Consider the following 23852-nt stretch of genomic DNA (forward strand, 5'->3'; position numbering starts at 1 on the left):
GGCGCCGGTCAGGACCCCTCGGTCCGGGTCGGGTCCGCGCTCCGGGCCGGCGTCAGTCGGAAGATCCGGATGTCGCGGCCACCGGAGCGCTCCACGTAGGTCTGGTAAGCCGGCCACTCGGCCAGCAGCAGTTGCCACAGACGGTCCCGTTCCGCGCCCTCGACCAGGGTGCCCCGGACCGGGAGCGTGGTGCCGTCGAGGGTGACCGTGGCGGCCGGGTCGGCGAGCAGGTTCAGCGACCAGGCCGGGTGGTGGGCCTGGCCCCAGTTCGAACCGGTCACCACCAGCGCCTCCCCGTCGCGTACGTAGAGCAGCGGGTTGCTGCGTGGCTCTCCGGAGCGGCGACCGGTGGTGGTGATGATCAGCGACGGGGCGATGCCGAGCGCCACTATCCGTCCCCTGGTGAGCCGACCGAGCTGCCGGTCCACCGGTACGACGAGCCGGACCGCCCGGGCGAACCATCGTCGATGGCCGAGCCGGCGGATGAGCGTACCCACAGTGGACATCGGCACAGTCTGCCGTCGATCGAGGAAAAAGACACCCCCGAATTTCCGGCCCGACCGCGCCGCCCCGCCGGCCGGGTGGTCACTGCTGGTCGGTCCCGGGCGCGGACCCGGCCTGGGCGCCCAGGCTCTCGGCGCAGTGGTCGAGCCACCGGATCTCCGCCTCGGTCTGGAAGATCATGGCGTCGAGCACCAGCCGCCCGGAGAGGTTCTGGTTCGGGGTGTCGCGCACCTTGCGCCGGACGAACTCCTGGAGCGCCCGTTTGGTGGCCGCGCGCTGGTTGCGTACCACCGCGTTGATGTCCACCCCGGGCGTGGCCAGCGCCAGCGCCAGCTTGATGGTCAGCTCGTCGCGGGGACGGTCGGCGTGGCCGACGGCGGTGTCGAACCAGGAGGCGAGCGCGGTCCGCCCGGCCTCGGTGATCTGGTACGGCCGCTGCCCGGCGTCGTGCTCGGGCAGCGCCCGGACGAGTCCGTCCCGGACCAGCCGGCCGAGCGTGGTGTAGACCTGACCGATGTTCAGCGGCCAGGCGGCGCCGATCGACTCCTCGAAGGCGGACCGGAGCTGGTAGCCGTACATCGGCCCGCGGTGGAGCAGGGCGAGTAGGCCGTAGCGGATGGACACGGCTAACGAGTATGTATACCGGGTATGCCATCGGCAAGTCGGCCGCCGGGGGACGGCGCCCCGGGGCGCGCGACGGTGGTGCGGTCGCGGCAGGTCAGGCCGGTCGGCCCGGGAAGGCGACCGTGGCCGGGCTGATCCCGGCGCCGCGCCGCCACCGGGTCGCGCGGACCGCGCAGTCGGTGAGCGCGTCCAGGGCCCGGCTCCGTTCCGCCCCGTTGGTCTGGGCCAGCGCCGCCCGCCACACCGCCCCGGTACGCTCCTCGATCTCCACCGCCAGCCGCATCGCCGCTGCCGCGTCGGTCACCGGGAAGGGCAGCTCGTAGCTGGCCGAGGCGGCCGGCGCGGTGCCCCCGCCCGAGGTCAGCAGCAGCACCAGGGCGTCCCGACGGGTCCGGTGCGCGGCCTCGGCGGCCTTGGCCTCGGTCGCCGAGGCACCCTTGAGCCGCACCCCGATCGGCCCGTACGCGAAGATCGCCGCGTACTCGGCGACGAGTGCCGCGTCCAGCGCCCCGCTCATCGCAGCACCTCCAGGTGGGTGGCGCGGGCCGCGGCGATGGTGCCGAGCAGGGCCGCCCGTTCCGACGGTGCCTCGGCACACGCCTTGGCCATGGTCTGCTGCCCCTCGGTCTCGGCCGCCCGCAACAGCGCCAGGGCGGCCTTCTGGTCCCCGGTGGGCGTGGTGCCACCGGTCGCGCCGGGTGTCGGCGCACCGCTCGGCAGTGTGGTGCGGCTCACCCGGGCCAGTTCGGCCGCGTGTGCCCGGTGCGCCTGCGCCACCGGTCCGAGCCGGTCGGCGAGCGCGGGGAACGCGGCCACCGCCACGTCGTACCGGGTGGCGAGGTCGAACGCGTTGGTCACCAGGATGGCGAGTGGGTCGGGCGGCGGGGGCACTTCTTCCTTGCCGAAGAGCTTGCAGCCGGTGAGCGACCCGGCTCCGGTGGCCAGCGCCACCAGACCGAGCCCCCACACGATGTCGCGCCGGGACCGCCCCGGTACGCCGTTGAACTGATTCGTGTCTGCGGTCCGCACCGGGCAAGTGAACACCATCAGCGCTACCGCTCGGGGGCAAGGCCGCCACCAGCGCCGCGCCCGGTCGGTGCGCCGCCCGGCTCGCCGGTCGGCCCGCGCGTTACGCTCTGCGCAGCCGCCGGGTGTGTTTCCGCCCGGTGGCGCACTGGCATGGCTGCCCGGACGGGCCGCCGACGATTCGGAAAGGGGTGCGGATATGACGCAGCGTGGCCGCGCCGCCAGCCGGTCGACGGCCGCTGGACGGTCTGGCGATCGCCGGCCCGTCGAGCGCCCTCGGGGTGATCTTACGGCTCGCCGGGCCCGACTGCGGGCCGTGATCGAGCCGGTGGTGACCGCTGTCGGCTACGACCTGGAGGATGTCTCGGTCGCCCGCGCGGGCCGCCGGCACGTCGTGCGGATCATCGTGGACGGCGACGGCGGTATCAATCTCGACGCGGTGGCCGAGGTCTCCCGGGCCATTTCCGCGGCGCTCGACCTGGCCGAGGAGACCGGCGGTGACCTGGTCGCCGGCGAATACCAGCTCGAGGTCAGCTCGCCCGGGGTGGACCGGCCGCTGACCCTGCCCCGGCACTGGCGGCGCAACGTCGGCCGGCTGGTCAAGGTCACCGTCACCGGCACCGGCCAAACCGTCACCGGCACCGGCCAAACCGTCACCGGCACCGGCCAAACCGGCACCGGCACCGGTCAACCGGCGCCCGACCAGCGCTCGCCCGAGCCGGTGCCGGGCGCCCGGCAGTCCGCCGAGCGGCACCTGACCGGGCGGGTGGTCGCCGCCGACACCGAGCGGGTTCGGTTCGACCTGGACGGGCGTCTCGCCGAGTGGGCGTACGCGGACCTCGGCCCGGGCCGGGTCCAGGTGGAGTTCAACCGCCTCGACGAGGTGACCGACGAGGACCTGGTCGAGTTCGACGACGACCAGGACGAGGACGACGACCAGCCCGAGGACGACGACCGACCCGGCGCGCTGCACGGGGACCTGCCCGAGACCGACGACACTGACGACGAAGATGTGGAGGGCGAGGAGAGGTGAACATCGACCTCGCGGCGCTGCGCGCACTGGAGCGTGAGCGGGAGATCCCGTTCGACACGATCCTCGCGGCGATCGAGACCGCGTTGCTGACCGCCTACCGGCACACCGAGGGCGCGGAGACGCACGCCCGGGTCGAGATCGACCGCAAGACCGGGGCGGCCCTGGTCTACGCCCAGGAGATCGACGAGGAGGGCGTCGTCGGCCGGGAGTGGGACGACACCCCGCACGACTTCGGCCGGATCGCCGCGATGACCGCCAAGCAGGTGATCCTCCAGCGGCTGCGGGAGGCGACCGACGAGGTGCATTTCGGCGAGTACGTCGGCCGCGAGGGCGATCTGGTCACCGGCGTGGTGCAGGCGCACGAGGGGCGGGCCGAGAAGGGCATCGTCAGCGTCGACCTGGGCAAGCTGGAGGCGGTGCTGCCCGCACCGGAGCAGGTGCCGGGTGAGATCTACGAGCACGGCCAGCGGCTGCGCTGCGTGGTGGTGCACGTGGCGAAGGGCTTCCGTGGGCCGCAGATCACCCTCTCCCGTTCGCACCCGAACCTGGTGAAGAAGCTCTTCGCGCTGGAGGTGCCGGAGATCGCCGACGGCACGGTGGAGATCGCGGCGATCGCACGTGAGGCAGGTCACCGTACGAAGATCGCGGTCCGCTCCACCGTTCCGGGCGTGAACGCCAAGGGCGCCTGCATCGGGCCGATGGGACAGCGGGTCCGCGCGGTGATGAGCGAGCTGCACGGCGAGAAGATCGACATCATCGACTGGTCGGACGATCCGGCGAGCTTCGTCGGCAACGCGTTGTCGCCGGCCAAGGCGTTGCGGGTGGACGTGGTCGACCTGGCCAGCCGTACGGCGCGGGTGACCGTACCGGATTTCCAGCTTTCGCTGGCGATCGGCAGGGAAGGGCAGAATGCCCGGTTGGCCGCCCGGTTGACCGGTTGGCGGATCGACATCCGTCCCGACAACGAACAGGTGACCAGTCCGGCCCCGCCCGGTGCGCGGGGCGGTGCTGATCACGTGACCGAGCCGGGCGGAGCGATCTCGGCCGGGTAGGGGTAGACTTTCCCAGTGGTACGACGCGCGTGGCCGGAGCGCACCTGTGTGGGCTGTCGGCGACGTGCGCCGGCTGTGGAGCTGCTGCGGGTCATTGCGGTCGGCGACGGGGTTGGTCACGATCTCCGACCTGATCCGGCCCGCAGACTGCCGGGTCGGGGGGCGCACCTGCACCAAGACCCGGCTTGCCTCGCGCTGGCGCAGCGGCGGCGCGCCTTCGGGCGGGCCCTGCGCGTTCCCGGTGTCCCGGACACCGGGGCGTTGGCCGAGCACATCAATGCGTCAACCACTACGTCCGGCAATCCGGCCGGGCGAGGGTCGCAAGCAAGGTAGGACGACCGACATGAGCACACGATGAAGTCCCAGAAATGACCAGGCTTCAAGTGCACGAGTGAGGTTGTTGCGGGTGCTGCCCGCACGACCTCGGAGTGAGGAGTGCAGTGGCAGGCAAGGCCCGCGTACACGAGCTGGCAAAAGAGCTCGGGGTCGAAAGTAAGACCGTTCTCGCCAAGCTGAAGGAAATGGGCGAGTTCGTCAAGTCCGCGTCGAGCACGGTCGAGGCGCCCGTCGCCCGTCGGCTGCGTGGCGCGTTCGTAGCGTCGTCGAACTCCCCGGCTCCGGCCGCTCCGGCGACCCCAGCCCCTCCGGCGACCCCGGCACCCACCCCCGGGCCCAGCGCCCCGGGTGAGCCTCGGGTTTCCGCCAAGCCCATGCCGCCCCGGCGCCCCACGGCGCCACCGGCCCGGCCCAAGGGTCCGGTTCCCGGTCCGCCCCAGCCGGCGGCATCCCAGGCGCCCGCCGCCAAACCGGCGAGCGCACACGACATTGAGGTAGCGGCCGCCGAAGCGCGCGCCGCCGCCCTCAAGGCTGAGCAGGAGGCGGCCGTCAAGGCCGCCCAGGCTGCCCGCCAGCAACAGCGCGAGACCGTTCGTCGGGAGCCCCCGGCCGACGGTGGCGCGCAGACCAGCCGTCCGCGGCCGGGTCCCAACGCCGTTCCGCCGCGTCCGGGTTCGCCGGCCGCGCGTCCGTCGAACCCGGGTGCTCCCACGCCCGGTCGGCCCGGTCCCGGTGGACGTCCGCCGGCACGCAGCGGCGGTAACAACCCGTTCGGCATCACCCCGGGCAGCCAGCGTCCGGCGGCGCCGGGTGGGCCTCGGCCCAACCCCGCGTCGATGCCGCCCCGACCGAGTCCGGCCTCCATGCCGCCTCGGCCGAGTCCGGCCTCGATGCCGACCCAGCGCCCTGGCCGTCCCGGTGGCGGCCCCGGCCGTCCGGGTGGTCCCGGTGGCGGCGCGGGTCGTCCCGGTGGTGGCGGCGGTGGCGGTGGCTTCCGTGGCGGTCCCGGTGGCGGCGGCGGTGGCGGTGGCTTCCGTGGTGGCCCCGGTGGCGGCGGCGGTGGCGGTGGCTTCCGTCCGGGCGGTGGCGGTGGCGCTCCCGGCGGGGGCGGTTACCGTGGCGGTCCCGGTGGTGGAGCGCCGGCCGGTGCGGGCGCCGGTGGTGCCGGCCGCCCGGGTGGCGGCGGTCGTGGCCGTGGCGGCGGCGCCGCGGGTGCCTTCGGGCGTCCGGGTGGCAAGCCGACCCGTGGTCGCAAGTCCAAGAAGCAGCGCAGACAAGAGTTCGACAACCTGTCCGCGCCGACCATGAGCTCGGGTGCCCCCCGAGGTCAGGGCCAGGCGGTACGGCTGTCGCGCGGTGCCTCGCTGTCGGACTTCGCCGACCGGATCAACGCCAACCCCGGTTCGCTGGTCCAGGAGATGTTCAACCTGGGCGAGATGGTCACCGCGACCCAGTCCTGCTCGGACGAGACCCTGCTGCTCCTCGGTGAGCACCTCGGCTTCGACGTGCAGATCGTCAGCCCCGAGGACGAGGACCGCGCGCTGCTGGCGCAGTTCAACATCGACCTCGACGCCGAGATCGACGCCGACCGGCTGGTCACCCGGCCGCCGGTGGTGACCGTCATGGGTCACGTCGACCACGGTAAGACCAAGCTGCTGGACGCGATCCGCAAGACCAACATGGTCGCGGGCGAGGCCGGTGGCATCACCCAGCACATCGGTGCCTACCAGGTGCGGGTTCCGCACGACGGCTCCGAGCGGGCGTTGACCTTCATCGACACCCCGGGTCACGAGGCGTTCACCGCCATGCGTGCCCGTGGTGCCCAGGTCACCGACATCGTGGTGCTGGTGGTCGCGGCCGACGACGGCGTCATGCCGCAGACCATCGAGGCGCTCAACCACGCCAAGGCGGCCGACGTGCCGATCGTGGTCGCGGTGAACAAGGTCGACAAGCCGGAGGCCAACCCGGACAAGGTCCGCCAGCAGCTCACCGAATACGGCCTGGTCGCCGAGGAGTACGGCGGCGAGACCATGTTCGTCAACGTGGCGGCGAAGCCGGGCATCGGCATCGACGAACTGCTCGAGGCGATCCTGCTGACCGCCGACGCGTCGCTGGAGCTCACCGCTCCGATCGACGGGCCGGCGCAGGGTGTCGCGGTCGAGGCGCACCTGGACAAGGGTCGTGGTGCGGTGGCGACGGTGCTGGTGCAGAAGGGCACCCTGCGGGCCGGCGACTCGATCGTCGCCGGTGGGGCGCACGGACGCGTCCGGGCGATGCTCGACGAGAACGGCCAGCAGGTCGCCGAGGCCGGACCGGCACGTCCGGTGATGGTGCTCGGTCTGACCGCGGTGCCCAGCGCCGGGGACACGTTCCTGGCCGCCGCGGACGACCGTACGGTGCGGCAGATCGCCGAGCAGCGGCAGGCGCGACGGCGGGCGGCGAGCTTCGCCAACTCCCGTGGCCGGGCCACCCTCGAGACGCTCATGGAGCAGATCAAGGAGGGCGAGAAGACCTCGCTCAACCTCATCCTCAAGGGCGATGTCTCCGGTTCGGTGGAGGCTCTGGAGGACGCGCTGTTCAAGTTGGACATCCCCGAGGAGGTCCAACTCAAGATCCTCGACCGTGGCGTCGGTGCCATCACGGAGAGCAACGTGATGCTGGCGAGCGCTTCGGACGAGGCGGCGACGATCATCGGCTTCAACGTGCGGGCCTCGAACAAGGTTCGCGAGATCGCCGACCGCGAGGGCGTGGAGATCCGGTACTACACCGTGATCTACCAGGCCATCGAGGAGATCGACGCGGCGCTCAAGGGTCTGCTCAAGCCGGAGTTCGAAGAGGTCGAGCTCGGCAGCGCGGAGATCCGCGACGTGTTCCGGTCCTCCAAGATCGGTAACATCTCGGGTTGTATCGTCCGGTCGGGGGTCATCCGGCGTAACGCCAAGGCCCGCCTGCTGCGTGACGGGGCGGTCGTGGCGGACAACCTCACGATCAGCTCGCTCAAGCGGTTCAAGGACGATGCCACCGAGGTCCGTGAGGGCTTCGAGTGTGGTCTGACTCTGGGCAGCTACAACAACGTCCAGGTCGGCGACATCATCGAGACCTTCGAGATGCGGGAGAAGCCCCGCGCCTGACGGTAGCCGTAACTGACCAAGGGGTTTACGCCCACCGGCGTAAACCCCTTGGTCGTGCGGGGTGTCCGGACGGTATGGTCCTGGGCGATGTTTACCGGAACCGCTGTATTCGATGTATTGCTGCCGGGGGACTCCCGGTCGCTGAAGGCAAAGCGCGCGTACGTGCGCCCCGTGGTGGCGGCCCTGCGTCGGTTCGAGATCTCGGTCGCCGAGGTCGGTGAGCTCGACCTGCACGGGCGGTCGCGGATCGCGGTCGCGGTGGTGGCCGTCGACGCCGGCCACGTCGGCGAGGTGCTCGACAGGTGCGAGCGGCTGGTCGCCGGACGGCCCGAACTCGAGTTGCTCTCCGTACGGCGTCGGCTGTACGGCGAGGACGACTGATCGGGGTCGGTGGGTCCGTACCCGAGGGCTCCGCCGGGGGTCACCATCCTCGGCCCCGCCCGGGAGCGCCCCGGCGTGCCGCGCGGGTAGTGTTCAAAAGTCGGCCGGTCGCTGCCGGCGGTGCCTCGTGCCGCCGGTCCGCGCCGGGAGTTGGTATGCCGTGGAGGTGCGGAAATGTCGGACCCGGCCAAGGTGCGCCGGCACGCTGAGCGTGTCCGGGAACTGGTGGCTTCCGTGGTGCGGACGCAGATCAAGGATCCCCGGCTCGGCATGATCACGATCACCGATGCCCGGATCACCGCCGACCTGCGGGAGGCGACGGTCTTCTACACCGTGCTCGGCGACGCGACCGACCAGGCCAACACCGCCGCCGCCCTGGAGAGTGCCAAGGGCATGCTGCGCAGCACCGTGGGCAAGGCCCTGGGGCTGCGCCACTCGCCGTCCCTGGCCTTCGTCCTGGACAACGTGCAGGACCAGGTCAAGCACATCGACGACCTGCTCGCCGTGGCCCGCAACGCGGACGAGGAGGTGCAGCGGCGGGCGGCCAACGCGGCGTACGCCGGAGACGCGCAGCCGTACAAGATCGACGAGGACGACGAGAACGACGACGACGAGGACGAGGACGAGCCGGTCGGAAACTCCGGTGACCGACGGTGACCGGCTCGGCGCTCGCGCAGTCGCCGCCGGCCGGCCCGAGCACGGCTGACTGGGACGCCGCGGTCGCCGCGGTACGTGCCCTGCCGGCCGACGGACGGGTGCTGCTGATCTGCCACGTCAACCCGGACGGGGACGCGCTCGGCAGCATGCTCGGCTGTGCGCTCGGCCTGCGCCGGATCGGCGTACGGCAGCTCCAGGCGACCTTTCCCGGCCCGCCCGGGGTGGCCGAGCCGTTCCGCGGCCTGCCGGGCCTCGACCTGCTGGTGCCGGCCGCCGACACCTGGACCGACCCGGATCTGGTGCTCTGCTTCGACGCCGCCAGCGTGTCCCGGATCGGTGACCTCGCCGGCCGGCTGGACTCCGCCGGTGAGGTCGTGGTGCTCGACCACCACGCCTCCAACACCCGGTTCGGCCGGATCAACCTGGTCGACCCGTACGCGGCGGCGACCTCGGTGGTGGTGGAGGGCCTGCTCGACCGGCTCGACGTACCGATCGACCGGGACATCGCCGAGTGCCTCTACGTCGCCCTCACCACCGACACCGGTTCGTTCCGGTTCGCGATGACCACCCCGGCGGTGCACGAGATGGCGGCCCGCCTGCTCGCCACCGGGATCCGGCCGGAGGAGATCTCCCGCCGGGTCTTCGACACCCGGCCGTTCGGCGCGGTCCGGCTCTACGGTGACGTGTTGGGTCGGGCCGTACTCGAACCGGACGCCGCCGGCGGCAACGGCCTGGTGTGGACCCAGGCCACCCTCGACGACCTGGCCCGGCACGGACAGCCGGCGTACGTCCTGGAAGCCCTGATCGACTCGGTGCGCTGCACCGAGGAGGCCGACGTGAGCTGCGTGCTCAAGCAGGTGGCCGGCACCGAGTGGGCGGTCTCGATGCGGAGCAAGGGCGCGGTCGACGTGAGCCGGGTCGCGGTGGCGCTGGGCGGCGGCGGACACCGGTTGGCCGCCGGCTTCACCGGTCGCGGCGGTGCCGCCGACGTGATCGCCGCGATCCGGGCCGAACTCGACCGGGTCCTGGCCGGTTCGTGAGTGACGGCGGTCGATTCGGGTGAGCGTCGGGCGCGGCTGAGGGTCGAACCGGAAATCCGGGACGAGTCAGGGGAGTAATGGACTTTCGGCGCTCTGTGACCGTGGGCACAATCGGAAGATGGAGCAGCCCTCGGAAATAGCTGTCGAAGTGCCGCGTCCCTGGGACAAACCCATCGTTACCCTACCGATCCTCGCGTTCCTCGCCCTGATCGGCGGGCAGTTGCCCTCGTTCTCGCTCTCGGCCAACCTCTTCACGCTCGCCACCGGTGGTGTGCTGATCTGGCTCGGACTCGCCAGCCGGATGCCCCGCCGCCGGCCCCCCGAGCGACCCCTGCCCGGCACGGTCTGGTGGGTGCTGCCGGTGACGGTTTTTGGTGTTTTCGAGGGGGCCACCTTCGTGGCCGGGTCCGGCGACGAGTTCCCCACCTTCTCCCGGCTCGCCGACCCGCTGCTCACCGACGAACTTCTCCGCTCGGCGGCGTACTTCGGCTGGTTGGCGGCGTTCTGGGCGTTGGTACGCCGATGAGCGCGACTCGGTTGTTGGCGATCGGCGGGTTCGCGCTGGCCTTCGCCCTGGTTGCCGTCCTGGAGTGGGCGGCCCGGCGGGAGGGCTCCCGGATCCCGACCCTCGGTGACGTCTGCGCCCAGGTGATGCGGTACGAGGTGGGCCGGGTCCCGGTGGGCCGAATCGGCCTCTTCGGGTTCTGGTGGTGGCTGGGCTGGCACTTCTTCGCGCGCTGACACCGCAGGTCACCGCGTCGTACCGTTCCGTATCGCGGGAATCGGGCACAGGATGTGGACCTGAACGATAGCTTGGTTTGTGATGCGTACGACGGTGCCCAACCCGACACCGCCCGCCTCCAGGGTCAACCGACCCGGGCTCACGCTGCCCCGACCACCCGTCCGGCGATCCCGGAGGGCGTCCGAGGCGATCAGCAGAACCCGTACGCGACCGGTCGCGCCCCGCGTGCCCGGCGCGCCCTGGAAAAGGAGCCTTCCCATGGCGACCCAACCGGCGAAGACCAAGCAGGAGAACAACGACGAGGCGCGTGAGCAGGCGCGGCGCGCGTTGCAGACGTCGATGGACACCCGGCAGTGACGTACCCGGTGCGCGGCTGACGGCCGAAGCGTCGTACTCGGCCGCCGGCCGCCCGCCGCCCACGCGGTCGGGCACGCCACCCCTCGCACCGCCGGTCGAGCGGGAACCGGTCCCGGGAGGCCGTCGAGCCGAGGTCGGTCCCGGGAGGCCGTGATCCCGGCTCCCGACCCCGACCGGTCCGGTAAGCCCGACGACACATTGCGATCCTTACCGGTGCATGCCAGGATCGGGCCCGATGAGCAGCCTCACCGCCGCCGGCCCCGTCACGCCGCCGGTCTCCTCGCGCCGGATCGCCCGGCTGGCCCTGCCAGCCCTGGTCGTGCTCGCCGCCGAACCGCTGTACGTGCTGGTCGACACCGCCGTGGTGGGGCACCTCGGCAGGGTGCCACTCGCCGCGCTCGCGATCGGCGGCACGGTCCTGACCCTGGTCGTCTGGCTCGGCACCGTCACCGCGTACGGCACCACCGGCCGTTCCGCCCGCCGGTTCGGCGCCGGTGACCGCGCGGCGGCCGTCGCCGAGGGCGTACAGGCGTCGTGGTTGGCGCTCGCCGTCGGCGTGCTGCTCCTGGTCGTGGCGCAGGTGACGGCCGGGCCGCTGGCCCGGGTGCTGGCCGGCGGCGACCCCGAGGTGGCCGGTGCCGCCGCGTCGTGGCTGCGGATCGCCACCCTCGGCGCTCCCGGGCTGCTGCTCGCGGCGGCGGGGAACGGCTGGCTGCGGGGTGTGCAGGACACCCGACGTCCGCTCTACTTCGTGCTCGGCCCCAACGTGCTCTCGGCGGTGCTCTGCCCGCTGCTGGTCTATCCCGCCGGACTCGGCCTGGTCGGCAGCGCGGTCGCGAACGTGGTCGCCCAGACCGCCGGTGGCCTGCTCTTCGTCGGGGCACTGGTGGCCGAGCGGGTGTCGCTACGGCCCCGGCCGAGGATGATCGCCGACCAGCTCGTGCTCAGCCGGGACCTGCTGGTGCGTGGCGCCGCCTTCCAGATCAGCTTCCTGTCGGCCACCGCCGTCGCCGCCCGCTTCGGTGCCGCGTCGGTGGCTGCGCACCAGATCGCCCTGCAACTGTGGTTCTTCACCGCGCTCGCGCTGGACGCCCTCGCGATCGCCGCGCAGGCGTTGATCGGCGCGGCCCTCGGAGCCGGTGACGTCGCGGGTGCCCGTGCCCTGGCTCGCCGGTTCGCCCTCGTCGGCGGGGTCTGCGGGCTCGCCTTCGCGCTGCTCGTCGCCGCCGGGACGCCGGTCGTGCCGTCCTGGTTCAGCGCCGACCACCAGGTACGCGAACAGGCACTCACCGCGTGGCCGTGGTTCGTCGCCATGCAACCGGTGGCCGGGGTGGTGTTCGCCCTGGACGGGGTCCTGATCGGCGCGGGCGACCTGCGCTTCCTGCGCAACCTCACCATCGTCGCGTCGGTCTGCGCCTTCCTGCCCGCGATCTGGCTCGCGTACGCGTTCGACCTGGGGCTGGGCGGGATCTGGGCCGGCCTGGCGCTGCTCGTGCTGGTACGTCTGGTCGGCCTGCTGCTCCGACTGCGCTCCGGCGCCTGGGCGGTGGCCGGCGCGACCCGCTGACCGGCACCGGTTGTGGGTCCCCTGGCACCGATTGTGTGCACCTGGCGGCCGGTGGTCGGACAGGCTCGAACCCGAACCCGAGCCTGGAGGAAACCTTGTCCGAACAGAGCGACCCCGTCGTGGCGTCACCGAGGGCACGACTGCTGGTGGGGGCGAGTGGCTCCATGTCGGTCACGATGCTGCCGCCCTACCTCACCGCACTGCACGCCGAGCTGGCCGAAACGATGACCGTGGTCATGACGCACTCGGCGCGGCGGTTCCTTCCCGCGCACACCGTCGGGCTGCTGGCCGACCGGGTGGTCACCGGGGACGATCCGGCGGACTGGCCGACCGACAACCAGGCGAGCCTGGCCGCCGGCCACGACATCGTGATCGTCCTGCCGGCGACGGCGAACATGCTCGCGGCGGCGGCCACCGGCGCCGCACCGAACCTCCTGGCCGGCGTCATCCTGGCGGCGACCTGCCCGGTGGTGTTCTTCCCGGTGATGAGCGCGAGCATGTGGGCGAAACCCTCGGTCGCGCGCAACATCGAGCAGTTGCGTGCGGACGGCCACCACGTGGTGGATCCGGCCTGGGCCGAGCGGTACGACGTCGCGAGCCGCAGCGTCGCCGAGAACCCGACGTTGCCGCCGCCCCCGGCCGTGGTCGCCGCCGTACGGGAACTGCTCGCGGGGTGATCGAGCCGGCCCGCCCTGCTTGCCGGCCGGGATGGGCTGGCTGGGTCCCGGGCGGGTAATCGAGCCCACAGTGCGGCTCGTGGACGCGGGCGCGGCGTGGGTGCGAGCATCGGGCCGTGGTCGTTTCCCGTGGTCAGCCGCCCGCACCACGCCCCGGTGCAGCCGGACGGCCGCAGACCGGGCGGCCCCACACCGGGTGGACGACCGACGGGATCGGGGTCCGGGACGCCTTCGCCGCCTACCGGGAGGTGATCAGTCGTACGATCGTGCCCCTGGCGGCGGTCCCGCTGACCGGGCAGCCGTTCCGCGCCAGCGTCGAACACCTCGGCGACGACGATTTCCAACTCTCCCGGGTGCGCGCCACCGGCCAGCGGGTACGCCGTACCCCCGCGTTGATCGACCGGGGTCTGCGCGGATACACGCTGGTGACCATCCAGCTCGCCGGGAGCAGCGGGGTGGAGCAGGACCGCCGTAGCACCGAGCTGGTTCCCGGCTCGATCGTCGTCTGTGACAGCAGCCGGCCGTTCGCCTTCACCTTCGGTGCCGAGTTCGAGCAACTGGTCGTACAGGTGCCGAGCGCGAGACTCCTCGACCGGGCGGGTCTGACCGAGCGGGCGATGCGCCGGGCGACGGCCGTACCCCTGGACCCGGACGGCCCGGCGTCGGTCGTCGCCGGCTTCTTCACCTCCCTGACCGCGCTGTCCCGCCGCGATCCGGACGGCACCGGGATCTTCACCGAGCACGCCGTGGGCCTGCTGGCATCGGTGGTGGCGATGGCGGCGGGCGCCGGGCCGTCCGAGCCGGATGCCGGTGAGCTGGCGCGGGTACGGGTCCTGGAGCACCTGCGCGGAAACTTCGCCGACCAGCGGCTGGACGCGGAATCCGTGGCCCGCGCCTGCCACCTGTCGCGCCGCGCGCTGTTCCGGCTCTTCGCCGACAGCCCGCTCTCCCTCGCCGACGAGCTGCGTCGGATCCGGGTGGAACACGTCGGCCGCCTGCTGCTCACCCATCCGCGACGGCCGGTGGGCGAGCTGGCCGCCGCCGCCGGCTTTGCCAGTGAGACCCAGCTCTACCGGGCCTTCCGGTCCGTTGTCGGGACCACGCCCGCCGCATACCGGGCGGCGCACCACGGGTCGGGTGGGAGTGGCGGGGGAGAGGACGGCGGAGCCGGTGTGGGCCGGCGCCGCCGGCCGGGCGGCGTCTGGCAGGCTTGGCGGCCGTGAGCGTGGACGGTCTGATCGTGGTGGACAAGCCCGGCGGCATGACGTCGCATGACGTGGTGGCGCGGATTCGCCGGTTCGCCCGGACCAGACGGGTCGGGCACGGCGGCACCCTCGACCCGATGGCGACCGGGGTGCTGGTGATCGGCGTCAATCGGGCGACCCGGCTGCTCACGTACGTGATCGGCGCCGGCAAGCGCTACACCGCGACGATCCGGCTCGGCCAGTCGACGATCACCGACGACGCCGAGGGGGACGTGGTCGCGCAGACCTCGGCGGGCGGGGTGACCGACGCGGCGGTGACCGCCGGGCTGGTCCCGTTGACCGGGGAGATCGAGCAGGTGCCGAGCGCGGTGAGCGCCATCAAGATCAACGGGGAGCGGGCGTACAAGCGGGTACGCGACGGGGAGGCGGTGGTCCTGGCCGCCCGTCGGGTGACGGTCTCCCGGCTCGACCTGCTCGCGATCCGCCGACCCACCCCCGAACTGGTGGACCTCGACGTCGACGTGGCCTGCTCGTCCGGGACGTACATCCGGGCCATCGCCCGCGACCTGGGCGCCGCGCTCGGGGTCGGTGGACACCTCACCGCGCTGCGTCGGACCGCCGTCGGCGGCTTCGACATCGCCGAGGCGGTCACCCTGGACGAGTTGGCCGAGCGCGAACCGGGGGACGTGGTCGGCCTGCCGGTCGAGGCGGCGGCGCGCAGGTTCTTCGCCTCGCGCCAGGCGGACGCCGCCGAGGCGAAGGTGCTCTCGCACGGTGGCCCGCTCGAGCCGGCCGGCATCGACGGGCCGTACGCCGTGTTCGACCCGGCCGGCGGCCTGATCGCTATCGTCAGCGAGCGGGGCGGCCGGGCTCGGGCGGAGATCGTGCTCGCGCCGGCCTGACCCGGGGTGGTCGGGGGCGACGGGCAGAGGATCGGAAAGGACGCGCATGCAGCGCTGGCGGGGATTGGACGGGGTGCCGGGCGGTTGGGGCCGGTCGGTGGTCACCATCGGGGTTTTCGACGGGGTCCACCAGGGGCACCAGACGATCATCGGGTACGCGGTGAAGCGCGCCCGCGATCTCGGGGTGCAGTCGGTGGTGGTCACCTTCGACCCGCACCCGTCGGAGGTGGTGCGACCCGGCTCGCACCCGGCGGTGCTGACCGAACCGGCCCGGCGGGCCGACCTGATCGAGTCGCTCGGCGTGGACGTGCTCTGGGTGGTGCCGTTCACGCCCGACTTCTCCCGGCTCACGGCCGAGGCGTTCGTGCACAACATGCTGGTCGAGAACCTGCACGCGGCGCTGGTCGTGGTGGGGGAGAACTTCCGCTTCGGGCACCGGGCGGCCGGTGACGTGGTGCTGCTGGAGCGGCTCGGCCGTACCTTCGGGTTCGCGGTGGAGGGCGCGCCGCTGGTGGCCCGGGACGACACGGTCTTCTCGTCGACGTACACCCGGGCCTGTGTGGCGGCGGGCGACGTGACCGCCGCAGCGGCCGCGCTGGGCCGCCCGCACCGGCTGGAGGGTGTGGTGGTCCGGGGCGACCAGCGGGGACGTGAGATCGGCTTCCCCACCGCCAACCTGCTCTGCCACCGCTACGCGGCGGTGCCGGCGGACGGCATCTACGCCGCCTGGATGATCCGGCACGGGGGACGCGGCGGCCAGCCGGAGCGGCTGCCGGCCGCGGTGTCGATCGGCACCAACCCCACCTTCAACGGCCAGGAGCGGCGGATCGAGGCGTACGTGCTCGACTTCACCGGTGATCTCTACGGTGAGCGGCTGGCGCTCGACTTCGTCACCCGGCTGCGCGAGACCCGTCACTACGACGGCGTCGGACCGCTGGTGACGCAGATCAACGAGGACGTGGCCCAGACCCGGGAAGTCCTGCTCGCGGCGGGTCCGGACGGCCCTTCGGGGGCTTGACCGGCCACGGGCTGGTAATGTGGCGGAGACGTCGGGTCACCGACGGGGGTCCTCGCGCGCCTGCACGACGCCGCGGGAGCGAGGGTTATCCAAGAAACCCATCAGAACAGGGAGAAAATGGCGCTCGACCAGGAAGCAAAGAGCAAGATCCGGCAGGAGTACGCGACCGTCGAGGGTGACACCGGTTCGCCCGAGGTCCAGGTCGCGGTTCTCACCAAGCGCATCGCCGACCTCACCGAGCACCTGAAGGTGCACAAGCACGACCACCACAGCCGTCGTGGTCTGCTGCTGCTGGTCGGCCGTCGTCGCCGGCTGCTCAACTACATGCAGAAGAAGGACATCAACCGCTACCGGTCGCTCATCGAGCGGCTCGGCCTGCGGAGGTGACCGAGCGGGGGAGTGGTGCGCGACCGGGCCCGACCCGGCGACGCCCGCTCCCCCGACCCGTCACCGACGAATAACCGGGGCCAGCGCGACCACCCAAGCGGGAGCGGGTCGGCACCGGTCCTCGGTAGTGGCCCCCGGACCCCCGGCAACGAGCCGGCACCCCGGGCGCTTCGATCGAAGACCGGCCGTTCGAACAGTTCCCCGAGCCTTCCGGGCGTGCGCCGGGACGTACCGACGCACCGGGCGGTCGTGAGCCCCACGACCGAAGGAGTGCAACACACTCATGACCGAGCAGAACAACCTCGGCACCGAGCACAGCAAGGCCGTGATCGACAACGGTGCGTTCGGCACCCGTGAGATCACCTTCTCCACCGGCCGGCTGGCCCGCCAGGCCGCCGGCTCCGTCATCGCCCAGCTCGGCGAGACGACGGTTCTCTCCACCACCACCGCGGGCAAGCAGCCCAAGGAGCAGTTCGACTTCTTCCCGCTCACCGTCGACGTCGAGGAGCGGATGTACGCCGCGGGCCGGATCCCCGGCTCGTTCTTCCGCCGCGAGGGTCGCCCGAGCGAGGACGCGATCCTCACCTGCCGGCTGATCGACCGGCCGCTGCGCCCGTCCTTCGTCAAGGGCCTGCGCAACGAGGTCCAGGTCGTCGAGACCGTGCTCGCGCTCGACCCGCAGCACCCGTACGACGTCGTCGCGATCAACGCGGCGTCGCTCTCCACCAAGCTCTCCGGCCTGCCGTTCTCCGGCCCGATCGGGGCGACCCGGATGGCCCACATCGACGGCCAGTGGGTTGCCTTCCCGACCCACGAGGAGCTGGCCCGGGCCACCTTCGACATGGTCGTGGCCGGCCGCACCCTGCCGGACGGCGACGTCGCCATCATGATGGTCGAGGCCGAGGCGACCGAGCACACCGTGGCGCTGGTCGCCGGCGGTGCGGTCGCCCCGACCGAGGAGGTCGTGGCGAGCGGCCTGGAGGCCGCGAAGCCGGCCATCCGCGAGCTGTGCCGGGCGCAGAGCGAGCTGGCCGCCGTGGCGGCGAAGCCGGTGGCCGAGTTCCCCGTCTTCCTGGACTACACCGACGACGTCTTCGAGGCGGTCGCCGGGATCGCCCGGGGCGAGGTCGCCGAGGCGCTCAAGATCGCCGGTAAGGCCGAGCGTGAGGACGCGCTGGACCGGATCAAGGACCGGGTGCGCGAGCAGCTCGCCGCCGACTACGAGGGGCGCGAGCGCGAGGTCAGCGCCGCCTTCCGGTCGCTGACCAAGTCCGAGGTACGCGCCCGGGTGCTGCGCGAGCAGGTCCGGATCGACGGCCGGGGTCCCCGTGACATCCGGCCGCTGACCGCCGAGATCCAGGTGCTGCCCCGGGTGCACGGTTCGGCGCTGTTCGAGCGCGGCGAGACGCAGATCCTCGGCGTCACCACGCTCAACATGCTCCGGATGGAGCAGGCGCTGGACACCCTCTCCCCGGAGAAGTCCAAGCGCTACATGCACAACTACAACTTCCCGCCGTACTCGACCGGTGAGACCGGCCGGGTCGGTGCGCCGAAGCGTCGTGAGATCGGTCACGGTGCGCTCGCCGAGCGGGCCCTCATCCCGGTGCTGCCGGGGCGCGAGGAGTTCCCGTACGCGATCCGCCAGGTCTCCGAGGCGCTCGGCTCGAACGGCTCCACCAGCATGGGCTCGGTCTGCGCGTCCACCCTGGCGCTGCTGAGCGCCGGTGTGCCGCTCAAGGCGCCGGTCGCCGGCATCGCGATGGGCCTGATCTCGGACGAGGTCGACGGCAAGACCCAGTACGTCACGCTCACCGACATCCTCGGCGCCGAGGACGCGTTCGGTGACATGGACTTCAAGGTCGCCGGCACCCCGGAGTTCGTCACCGCGTTGCAGCTCGACACCAAGCTCGACGGCATCCCGTCGGACGTGCTCGCCGCCGCGTTGCAGCAGGCGAACGAGGCCCGGACCACGATCCTCGGCGTGATGCAGGCGGCGATCGAGGGTCCGGCCACCATGTCGGACTACGCGCCCCGGGTCACCACGGTGAAGATCCCGGTCGACAAGATCGGCATGGTGATCGGGCCGAAGGGCCAGACCATCAACGCCATCCAGGACGAGACCGGCGCCGAGATCTCGATCGAGGACGACGGCACGATCTACGTCGGCGCGACCAACGGCCCGTCGGCCGAGGCCGCGGTCGAGCGGATCAACGCGATCGCGAACCCGACGCTGCCGAAGGTCGGGGACAAGTTCCTCGGCACGGTGGTGAAGACCGCCGCGTTCGGTGCCTTCGTCTCGCTGCTGCCCGGCCGGGACGGCCTGCTGCACATCTCGAAGGTCGGCGACGGCAAGCGGGTCGAGCGGGTCGAGGACTTCCTCAACGTCGGCGACCGGGTCGAGGTCTCCATCGCCGACATCGACGCCCGCGGCAAGATCTACCTGGACAAGGTGCGGCCCGAGGGCGAGGAGGCCCCGGCCGCCGAGGCCGGTGCCGAGCGTCCGGCCGGCCGCGACCGGGGCGACCGTGGCCCGCGTGACCGGGGTGACCGGGACCGGGGCGACCGTGGCCCGAGCCGTGGTGACGGTGAGGGCGGCGGCGAGGGCGGCGGCGAGCGCCGTCGTCGGGACCGCCGTAGCTGATCCACCGGAGTGGGCGTGTCCCGGCACGGGGCACGCCCACACCTCGGGCCGTGGCCTGTCGACCATGTCGATGGGACACGGCCCTGTCCATCTCCGTCGAACTAGGAGTCCTGGCCTCTTGAAGCGCGATACCCAACCCCCGTCCGCGCTGACTCCGCGGCGTGTTCACCGGTCCGCCGGCAAACCCGGTGTCGCCGGGGAAGAGCGGGCCGCCCAGACCCGGGCCGTGACCCGTACGCTCAGCGCCGACCCGCTGGGTGGCACCGTGCGCCGTACCGTCCTGCCCAGCGGGCTGCGGGTGCTCACCGAGGCGATCCCCACGGTGCGCAGCGTCTCGTTCGGCATCTGGGTGGGTGTCGGCTCCCGGGACGAGACCGGCTCCTCCGCCGGGGTCTCGCACTTCCTGGAGCACCTGCTCTTCAAGGGCACCAACAAGCGCGGCGCGCTGGAGATCTCGGCCGAGATCGAGGCGGTGGGGGGCGAGACAAACGCCTTCACCACCAAGGAGTACACCTGCTACTACGCCCGGGTGCTCGACCAGGACCTGCCGTTGGCCATCGACGTGATGTGCGACCTGGTCGCCGACTCGGTGCTCGACCCGGCCGACGTCGAGACCGAGCGCGGGGTGATCCTCGAAGAGATCGCCATGCACGACGACGAACCGGGCGACGAGGTGCACGACCTCTTCGCCAGCGCCGTCTACGGCGACCACCCGCTCGGCCGGCTGATCTCGGGCACCGAGGAGACCATCTCCCCGATGACCCGCCGGCAGATCCAGAGCTTCTACAAGAAGCGCTACGTCGCGCCGAACATCGTGATCGCCGCCGCCGGCAACCTCGACCACGCGACCGTGGTCAAGCTGGTCCGCCAGGCACTGCGCGGAACCCCGCTGGACACCCCGGCGGCCGAACCGGCGCCGCCGCGCGCGGCCAGCCCGGCGGCGCGTACCCGCTCCGGCCGCACGGTGGTCGAGCACAAGGAGAGCGAGCAGGCGCACGTCGTACTCGGCTGTGCCGGGATCGGGCGGGTCGACGAGCGGCGGTTCGCGCTCGGCGTACTGAACAACGTGCTCGGCGGCGGCATGTCCAGCCGTCTCTTCCAGGAGATCCGGGAGCAGCGCGGGCTGGCCTACTCGGTCTACTCCTACGCCAGCCAGTACGCCGACAGTGGCCTCTTCGCGGTCTACGCCGGCTGTGCGCCGGGCAAGGTCGAGGAGGTGCTCGGGCTGGTCCGCTCCGAGTTGGCCCGGGTGGCCGCCGAGGGCGTCACCGAGAGCGAACTGGCCCGGGGCAAGGGCATGGCGAAGGGCTCGTACGTGCTGGGCCTGGAGGACACCGGCTCGCGGATGAGCCGGCTGGCCAAGGGCGAGCTGCTCTACGGCGACCTGCTCTCGGTGGACCAGTTGCTGGCCCGGGTGGACGCGGTGAGCGCCGACGAGGTCAACGCCCTCGCCGCCGACCTGCTTGCCCGCCCGATGTCGCTCGCCGTGGTCGGCCCGTTCGGTGACGGCGACTTCGGCGCCGCCGGCTGACCACCGTTTCCGGTCGGGCGGGGGTGACTTCGGCGCCGCCGGCTGACCACCGCTGCGGCCGGGCGTGACCGGGTCAGGACGTCTCCGGGTGCGTTCGTGCCCGGTGGGATAGGTTGTGGCCCGTGAGTGACGGACTTGAAGCACGGGCGCGGATGTCGGCCGAGCCGCTCCGGGTCGGGGTGCTGGGCGCCCGAGGCCGGATGGGCATCGAGGTGTGCAAGGCGGTGGACGCCGCCGAGGACCTCGAACTGGTGGCAATGGTCGACCAGGGCGACGGGCTGTTCAGCGCCTCGGACGCCGGTGCCGAGGTGGTCGTCGACTTCACCACCCCCGACGTGGTGATGGACAACCTGCACTGGTGCGTCGAGCAGGGGATCAGCGTCGTGGTCGGCACCAGCGGCTTCACCGAGCAGCGGCTCGAGCGGGTGCGCAACTGGCTGTCGCACAAGCCCGGGGTGGGAGTGGTGATCGCGCCGAACTTCGGGATCGGCGCCGTACTGATGATGCAGTTCGCCGCGCGCGCCGCCCGGTTCTTCGAGTCGGCCGAGGTGATCGAGCAGCACCACCCGAAGAAGCTTGACGCGCCGAGCGGCACGGCGACGCACACGGCGCGGCTGATCGCCCAGGCACGGGCCGAGGCCGGGCTGGGCGCGATGCCCGACGCGACCAAGGACGAGGTGCCGGGCGCCCGGGGGGCCGAGGTCGACGGGGTACGGGTGCACGCGGTCCGGGCCACCGGTTTGCTCGCGCACCAGGAGGTGCTCTTCGGTACGACCGGCGAGACGCTCACCATTCGGCACGACTCGTACGACCGGGCCTCGTTCATGCCCGGGGTGCTGCTCGCCGTTCGCGAGGTGACCCGCCGTCCCGGCCTCACCCTCGGCCTCGACCCCCTACTCGACTGAGCGTAAGGAAGGGCCCCTTATTAACGCTATGCGTTAATAAGGGGCCCTTCCTTACCTCTCAGCGCTCGGGGGCGATGGTGAGGTTGGCCGGCAGGCCGGTGATGGTGGCGGTGCCGGTCGGGTCGACGCTCACGTCGACCGGGGCGCCGGCCACCCGCAGCCGCCGCGCGTCCACCGCGCCGAGCGGGGCACCGCGCAGCGGACGCAGGCGTACGGTGCCGGCCGGCACGTCCGGGTAGAGCCCGACCGCCACCTGCAGCAGCACCACGGCGGCGGCAGCGGCCCACGCCTGCGGCTGGCAGGCGGCCGGGTAGGGGACCGGCCGGCCCAGGGTGGCCCGGTCGTCGCCGCCGAACAGTTCGGGCAGCCGGTAGTCGAACGCCTCGGCCGCGCTGAGCAGCCCTTCGGCGAGCTGGGCCGCCGGGTCGGTGAACCCCTCACGGGCCAGGCCGGCGATGACGATCGCGGTGTCGTGGGTCCAGACCGAACCGCAGTGGTACGACAACGGGCTGAAGCCGCCGTCGGTCGAGGACATCGTGCGTAGCCCGAAGCCACCGGCCAGGCCCGGACCGGCCAGCGCCTCGGCGACCCGTGCCGATTCCGTGGCCGAGAGCAGCCCGGTGCCGAGCAGGTGGCCGATGTTGCTGGTCAGCGAGTCGACCGGGCGCTTGTCCCGGTCCAGGGCCAGGGCCGGGTGCGCCCCGTCGGGTCCGTCGACCCAGAACCGGTCGCGAAACCGTTCGGCGAGCGTTCCGGCGTAGTCACGCCAGCGCTCCGCTCCGGGGCGACCGTACGCGTCCAGCAGGGCCGCGCCGTGGGTTGCCGCCTCGTACGCGTAGCCCTGCACCTCGGCGAGGGCGATCGGGGCCCGGGCGAGCGAGCCGTCGCGGAACCGAACCGAGTCGAAGGAGTCCTTCCAGCCCTGGTTGGCCAGGCCGCGACCGCTGGTGTCGACGTACTCGACGAAGCCGTCACCGTCGGCGTCGGCGTGCTCGGCCAGCCAACCGAGCGCCGCCTCCAGGTGCGGCAGCAGGTCGGCGACCTGCTCCTCGGCGAGCCCCCAGCGCCAGGCGTCGTGCAGCAGGCTGACCCAGAGCATGGTCGCGTCCACCGTGCCGTAGTAGGCGGCGGGCAGCCGCAGGCCGTCGCCGACCAGGGTGACATCGTGCCGGCGCAGCTCGTGCATGATCTTGCCGGGAGCCTCGCCGGAGTCCGGGTCGACCCGGACGCCCTGCCGGCGAGCCAGCACCCGGAGCGTGCTGGCGGCCAGGTCGGTGCCGAGCGGGAGCATCATCCGGGCGGCCCAGAGGCTGTCCCGGCCGAACAGGGTGAGGAACCAGGGCACACCGGCGCCGAGGAACACCTCGTGCGGGGCGCCCACCTCGGCCAGGCGCAGTCCGCGCAGGTCGTCCAGGGACCGGTCGAGCAGCCGGCTCAGCCGCCGGTCGTCGGACCGTACCTCCGGGCGGGACCAGGCGGGTTCGGCCGGCGGCGTGACGACCACCGCGCGCGGGTCGTCGACCAACAGCCGCCAGCGCAGTACGGCGCGACCGCGCGGTGCCAGCTCCACCGGCCAGGAGAGCCGGCCGGAGCCGGGTACGACGGTGGCCGCCTCGCCGGTGAGCACCACGGTGGTGCCCTCGGCCGACCAGGTGAGCTGGCCGGGCTCGCCGCTCTTGGGTTCGAGGTCGGTGGTGGGACCGTCCGACTTGACCACCTCGATCGGCGCCAGGTCGCAGCCGACGTCGAGGGTGACCTCGGCCCGTACCGGCACTGCGGCGGTGGAGACGACCTGGATCTCCTCGGTCAGTCCGCGCGGGGTCATCCGGCGGATCCGGTCGATCCGTACGGTCGGGTCCGGGGTCGGGTCGCCGTGCCAGCGGACCAGGGCGACAAAGCGGGCGCCGTGCGGGCCGTCCGTGCCGTGGCTGATCGGTTCCGGCTCGCGACCGTCCACCAGCAGTTCGGCGCGGGCGAGGACCCGGGCGTCGGCGTGGAAGACGCCCTGTACGCCGTCCGGCCGGATCTGCCCGTCGGCGGTGCTCAACGCGCTGGTGGGAGCCAGGACGACGCCGACGAGGTCGTGCAGTAGCGGTTGCAGGTGGCGGTTGGCGTTGGTCACGTGTGGCTCCTGAA

22 protein-coding genes and 1 pseudogene are annotated in these 23852 nt (G+C 72.4%); 18 read left to right on the forward strand and 5 right to left on the reverse strand.

Translation table 11 applies throughout. The features are described from left to right. Window positions 1-8: 8 nt before the first annotated feature. The 4 genes from ACI2K4_RS07870 to ACI2K4_RS07885 all read right to left on the reverse strand — a co-directional run bounded on the left by ACI2K4_RS07870 (window position 9) and on the right by ACI2K4_RS07885 (window position 2079). Complete coding sequence (locus ACI2K4_RS07870) at window positions 9-506, reverse strand: nitroreductase family deazaflavin-dependent oxidoreductase (RefSeq protein WP_404509630.1); 498 nt, start codon at window positions 504-506, stop codon at window positions 9-11. 79 nt (window positions 507-585) lie between these two features. Then, a complete protein-coding gene (locus ACI2K4_RS07875; protein WP_404509631.1) occupies window positions 586-1128 on the reverse strand; it encodes a PadR family transcriptional regulator in 543 nt (180 codons plus the stop codon). Window positions 1129-1222: 94 nt separating this feature from the next. Next, a complete protein-coding gene (locus ACI2K4_RS07880) occupies window positions 1223-1645 on the reverse strand; it encodes a ferritin-like domain-containing protein (protein WP_404509632.1) in 423 nt (140 codons plus the stop codon). Continuing rightward, entirely contained in the window at window positions 1642-2079 is a 438-nt protein-coding gene (locus ACI2K4_RS07885; protein ID WP_404510296.1) for a hypothetical protein, read from the reverse strand. The genes ACI2K4_RS07880 and ACI2K4_RS07885 overlap by 4 nt, the downstream gene beginning before the upstream one ends. Window positions 2080-2353: 274 nt before the next feature. Here ACI2K4_RS07885 and rimP point away from each other — a divergent pair, with 274 nt between their 5' ends. The 18 genes and pseudogenes from rimP (at window position 2354) to dapB (ending at window position 21716) form a co-directional block, all read left to right on the forward strand. Next, a complete protein-coding gene (gene rimP, locus ACI2K4_RS07890) occupies window positions 2354-3187 on the forward strand; it encodes a ribosome maturation factor RimP (protein ID WP_404509633.1) in 834 nt (277 codons plus the stop codon). Beyond that, entirely contained in the window at window positions 3184-4239 is a 1056-nt protein-coding gene (gene nusA / locus ACI2K4_RS07895; protein ID WP_404509634.1) for a transcription termination factor NusA, read from the forward strand. Before rimP ends, nusA begins: the two co-directional genes overlap by 4 nt. Window positions 4240-4254: 15 nt before the next feature. Next, window positions 4255-4586 (forward strand): annotated as a pseudogene (locus ACI2K4_RS07900) (YlxR family protein). Between the two features lie 93 nt (window positions 4587-4679). Beyond that, on the forward strand, window positions 4680-7706 hold the full coding sequence (gene infB, locus ACI2K4_RS07905; RefSeq protein WP_404509635.1) for a translation initiation factor IF-2: 3027 nt from the start codon (window positions 4680-4682) through the stop codon (window positions 7704-7706). A gap of 87 nt (window positions 7707-7793) precedes the next feature. Then, complete coding sequence (locus tag ACI2K4_RS07910) at window positions 7794-8087, forward strand: DUF503 domain-containing protein (RefSeq protein ID WP_404509636.1); 294 nt, start codon at window positions 7794-7796, stop codon at window positions 8085-8087. Between the two features lie 174 nt (window positions 8088-8261). After that, complete coding sequence (rbfA, locus tag ACI2K4_RS07915) at window positions 8262-8744, forward strand: 30S ribosome-binding factor RbfA (RefSeq protein WP_404509637.1); 483 nt, start codon at window positions 8262-8264, stop codon at window positions 8742-8744. After that, the gene (locus tag ACI2K4_RS07920) at window positions 8741-9784 is read left to right on the forward strand and encodes a bifunctional oligoribonuclease/PAP phosphatase NrnA (RefSeq protein ID WP_404509638.1); all 1044 of its coding nucleotides are present in this window, start codon (window positions 8741-8743) and stop codon (window positions 9782-9784) included. The genes rbfA and ACI2K4_RS07920 overlap by 4 nt, the downstream gene beginning before the upstream one ends. A 118-nt stretch (window positions 9785-9902) precedes the next feature. After that, the gene (locus tag ACI2K4_RS07925) at window positions 9903-10310 is read left to right on the forward strand and encodes a hypothetical protein (RefSeq protein WP_404509639.1); all 408 of its coding nucleotides are present in this window, start codon (window positions 9903-9905) and stop codon (window positions 10308-10310) included. After that, on the forward strand, window positions 10307-10525 hold the full coding sequence (locus ACI2K4_RS07930) for a DUF6186 family protein (protein WP_404509640.1): 219 nt from the start codon (window positions 10307-10309) through the stop codon (window positions 10523-10525). Before ACI2K4_RS07925 ends, ACI2K4_RS07930 begins: the two co-directional genes overlap by 4 nt. A gap of 593 nt (window positions 10526-11118) precedes the next feature. After that, a complete protein-coding gene (locus ACI2K4_RS07935) occupies window positions 11119-12450 on the forward strand; it encodes an MATE family efflux transporter (RefSeq protein ID WP_404509641.1) in 1332 nt (443 codons plus the stop codon). A 95-nt stretch (window positions 12451-12545) separates the two neighbouring features. Next, a complete protein-coding gene (locus ACI2K4_RS07940) occupies window positions 12546-13127 on the forward strand; it encodes a flavoprotein (protein ID WP_404509642.1) in 582 nt (193 codons plus the stop codon). Window positions 13128-13243: 116 nt separating this feature from the next. After that, a complete protein-coding gene (locus ACI2K4_RS07945) occupies window positions 13244-14350 on the forward strand; it encodes an AraC family transcriptional regulator (RefSeq protein WP_404509643.1) in 1107 nt (368 codons plus the stop codon). Next, window positions 14347-15234 carry a tRNA pseudouridine(55) synthase TruB gene (gene truB, locus ACI2K4_RS07950; protein WP_404509645.1) on the forward strand — a complete coding sequence of 296 codons (888 nt, stop codon included), beginning with the start codon at window positions 14347-14349 and terminating at the stop codon, window positions 15232-15234. The genes ACI2K4_RS07945 and truB overlap by 4 nt, the downstream gene beginning before the upstream one ends. Before the next feature lie 46 nt (window positions 15235-15280). After that, complete coding sequence (locus ACI2K4_RS07955; protein ID WP_404509646.1) at window positions 15281-16252, forward strand: bifunctional riboflavin kinase/FAD synthetase; 972 nt, start codon at window positions 15281-15283, stop codon at window positions 16250-16252. Window positions 16253-16369: 117 nt separating this feature from the next. Next, complete coding sequence (rpsO, locus tag ACI2K4_RS07960; RefSeq protein ID WP_404509648.1) at window positions 16370-16639, forward strand: 30S ribosomal protein S15; 270 nt, start codon at window positions 16370-16372, stop codon at window positions 16637-16639. A gap of 283 nt (window positions 16640-16922) precedes the next feature. Continuing rightward, window positions 16923-19280 (forward strand): polyribonucleotide nucleotidyltransferase, encoded by a 2358-nt coding sequence (locus ACI2K4_RS07965; protein WP_404509650.1) that lies wholly within the window; start codon window positions 16923-16925, stop codon window positions 19278-19280. A gap of 226 nt (window positions 19281-19506) precedes the next feature. Then, window positions 19507-20811: a M16 family metallopeptidase gene (locus tag ACI2K4_RS07970; protein WP_404509651.1), complete on the forward strand. Its 1305-nt coding sequence runs from the start codon at window positions 19507-19509 to the stop codon at window positions 20809-20811. A 152-nt stretch (window positions 20812-20963) separates the two neighbouring features. Beyond that, window positions 20964-21716 carry a 4-hydroxy-tetrahydrodipicolinate reductase gene (gene dapB / locus ACI2K4_RS07975; protein WP_404510297.1) on the forward strand — a complete coding sequence of 251 codons (753 nt, stop codon included), beginning with the start codon at window positions 20964-20966 and terminating at the stop codon, window positions 21714-21716. Window positions 21717-21774: 58 nt separating this feature from the next. Here dapB and ACI2K4_RS07980 read toward each other — a convergent pair whose 3' ends face one another. After that, on the reverse strand, window positions 21775-23838 hold the full coding sequence (locus ACI2K4_RS07980; RefSeq protein WP_404509652.1) for a glycogen debranching N-terminal domain-containing protein: 2064 nt from the start codon (window positions 23836-23838) through the stop codon (window positions 21775-21777). Between the last annotated feature and the right edge of the window lie 14 nt (window positions 23839-23852).

Source organism: Micromonospora sp. NPDC050397 (genome assembly GCF_044901685.1).
GTDB lineage: Bacteria > Actinomycetota > Actinomycetes > Mycobacteriales > Micromonosporaceae > Micromonospora_G.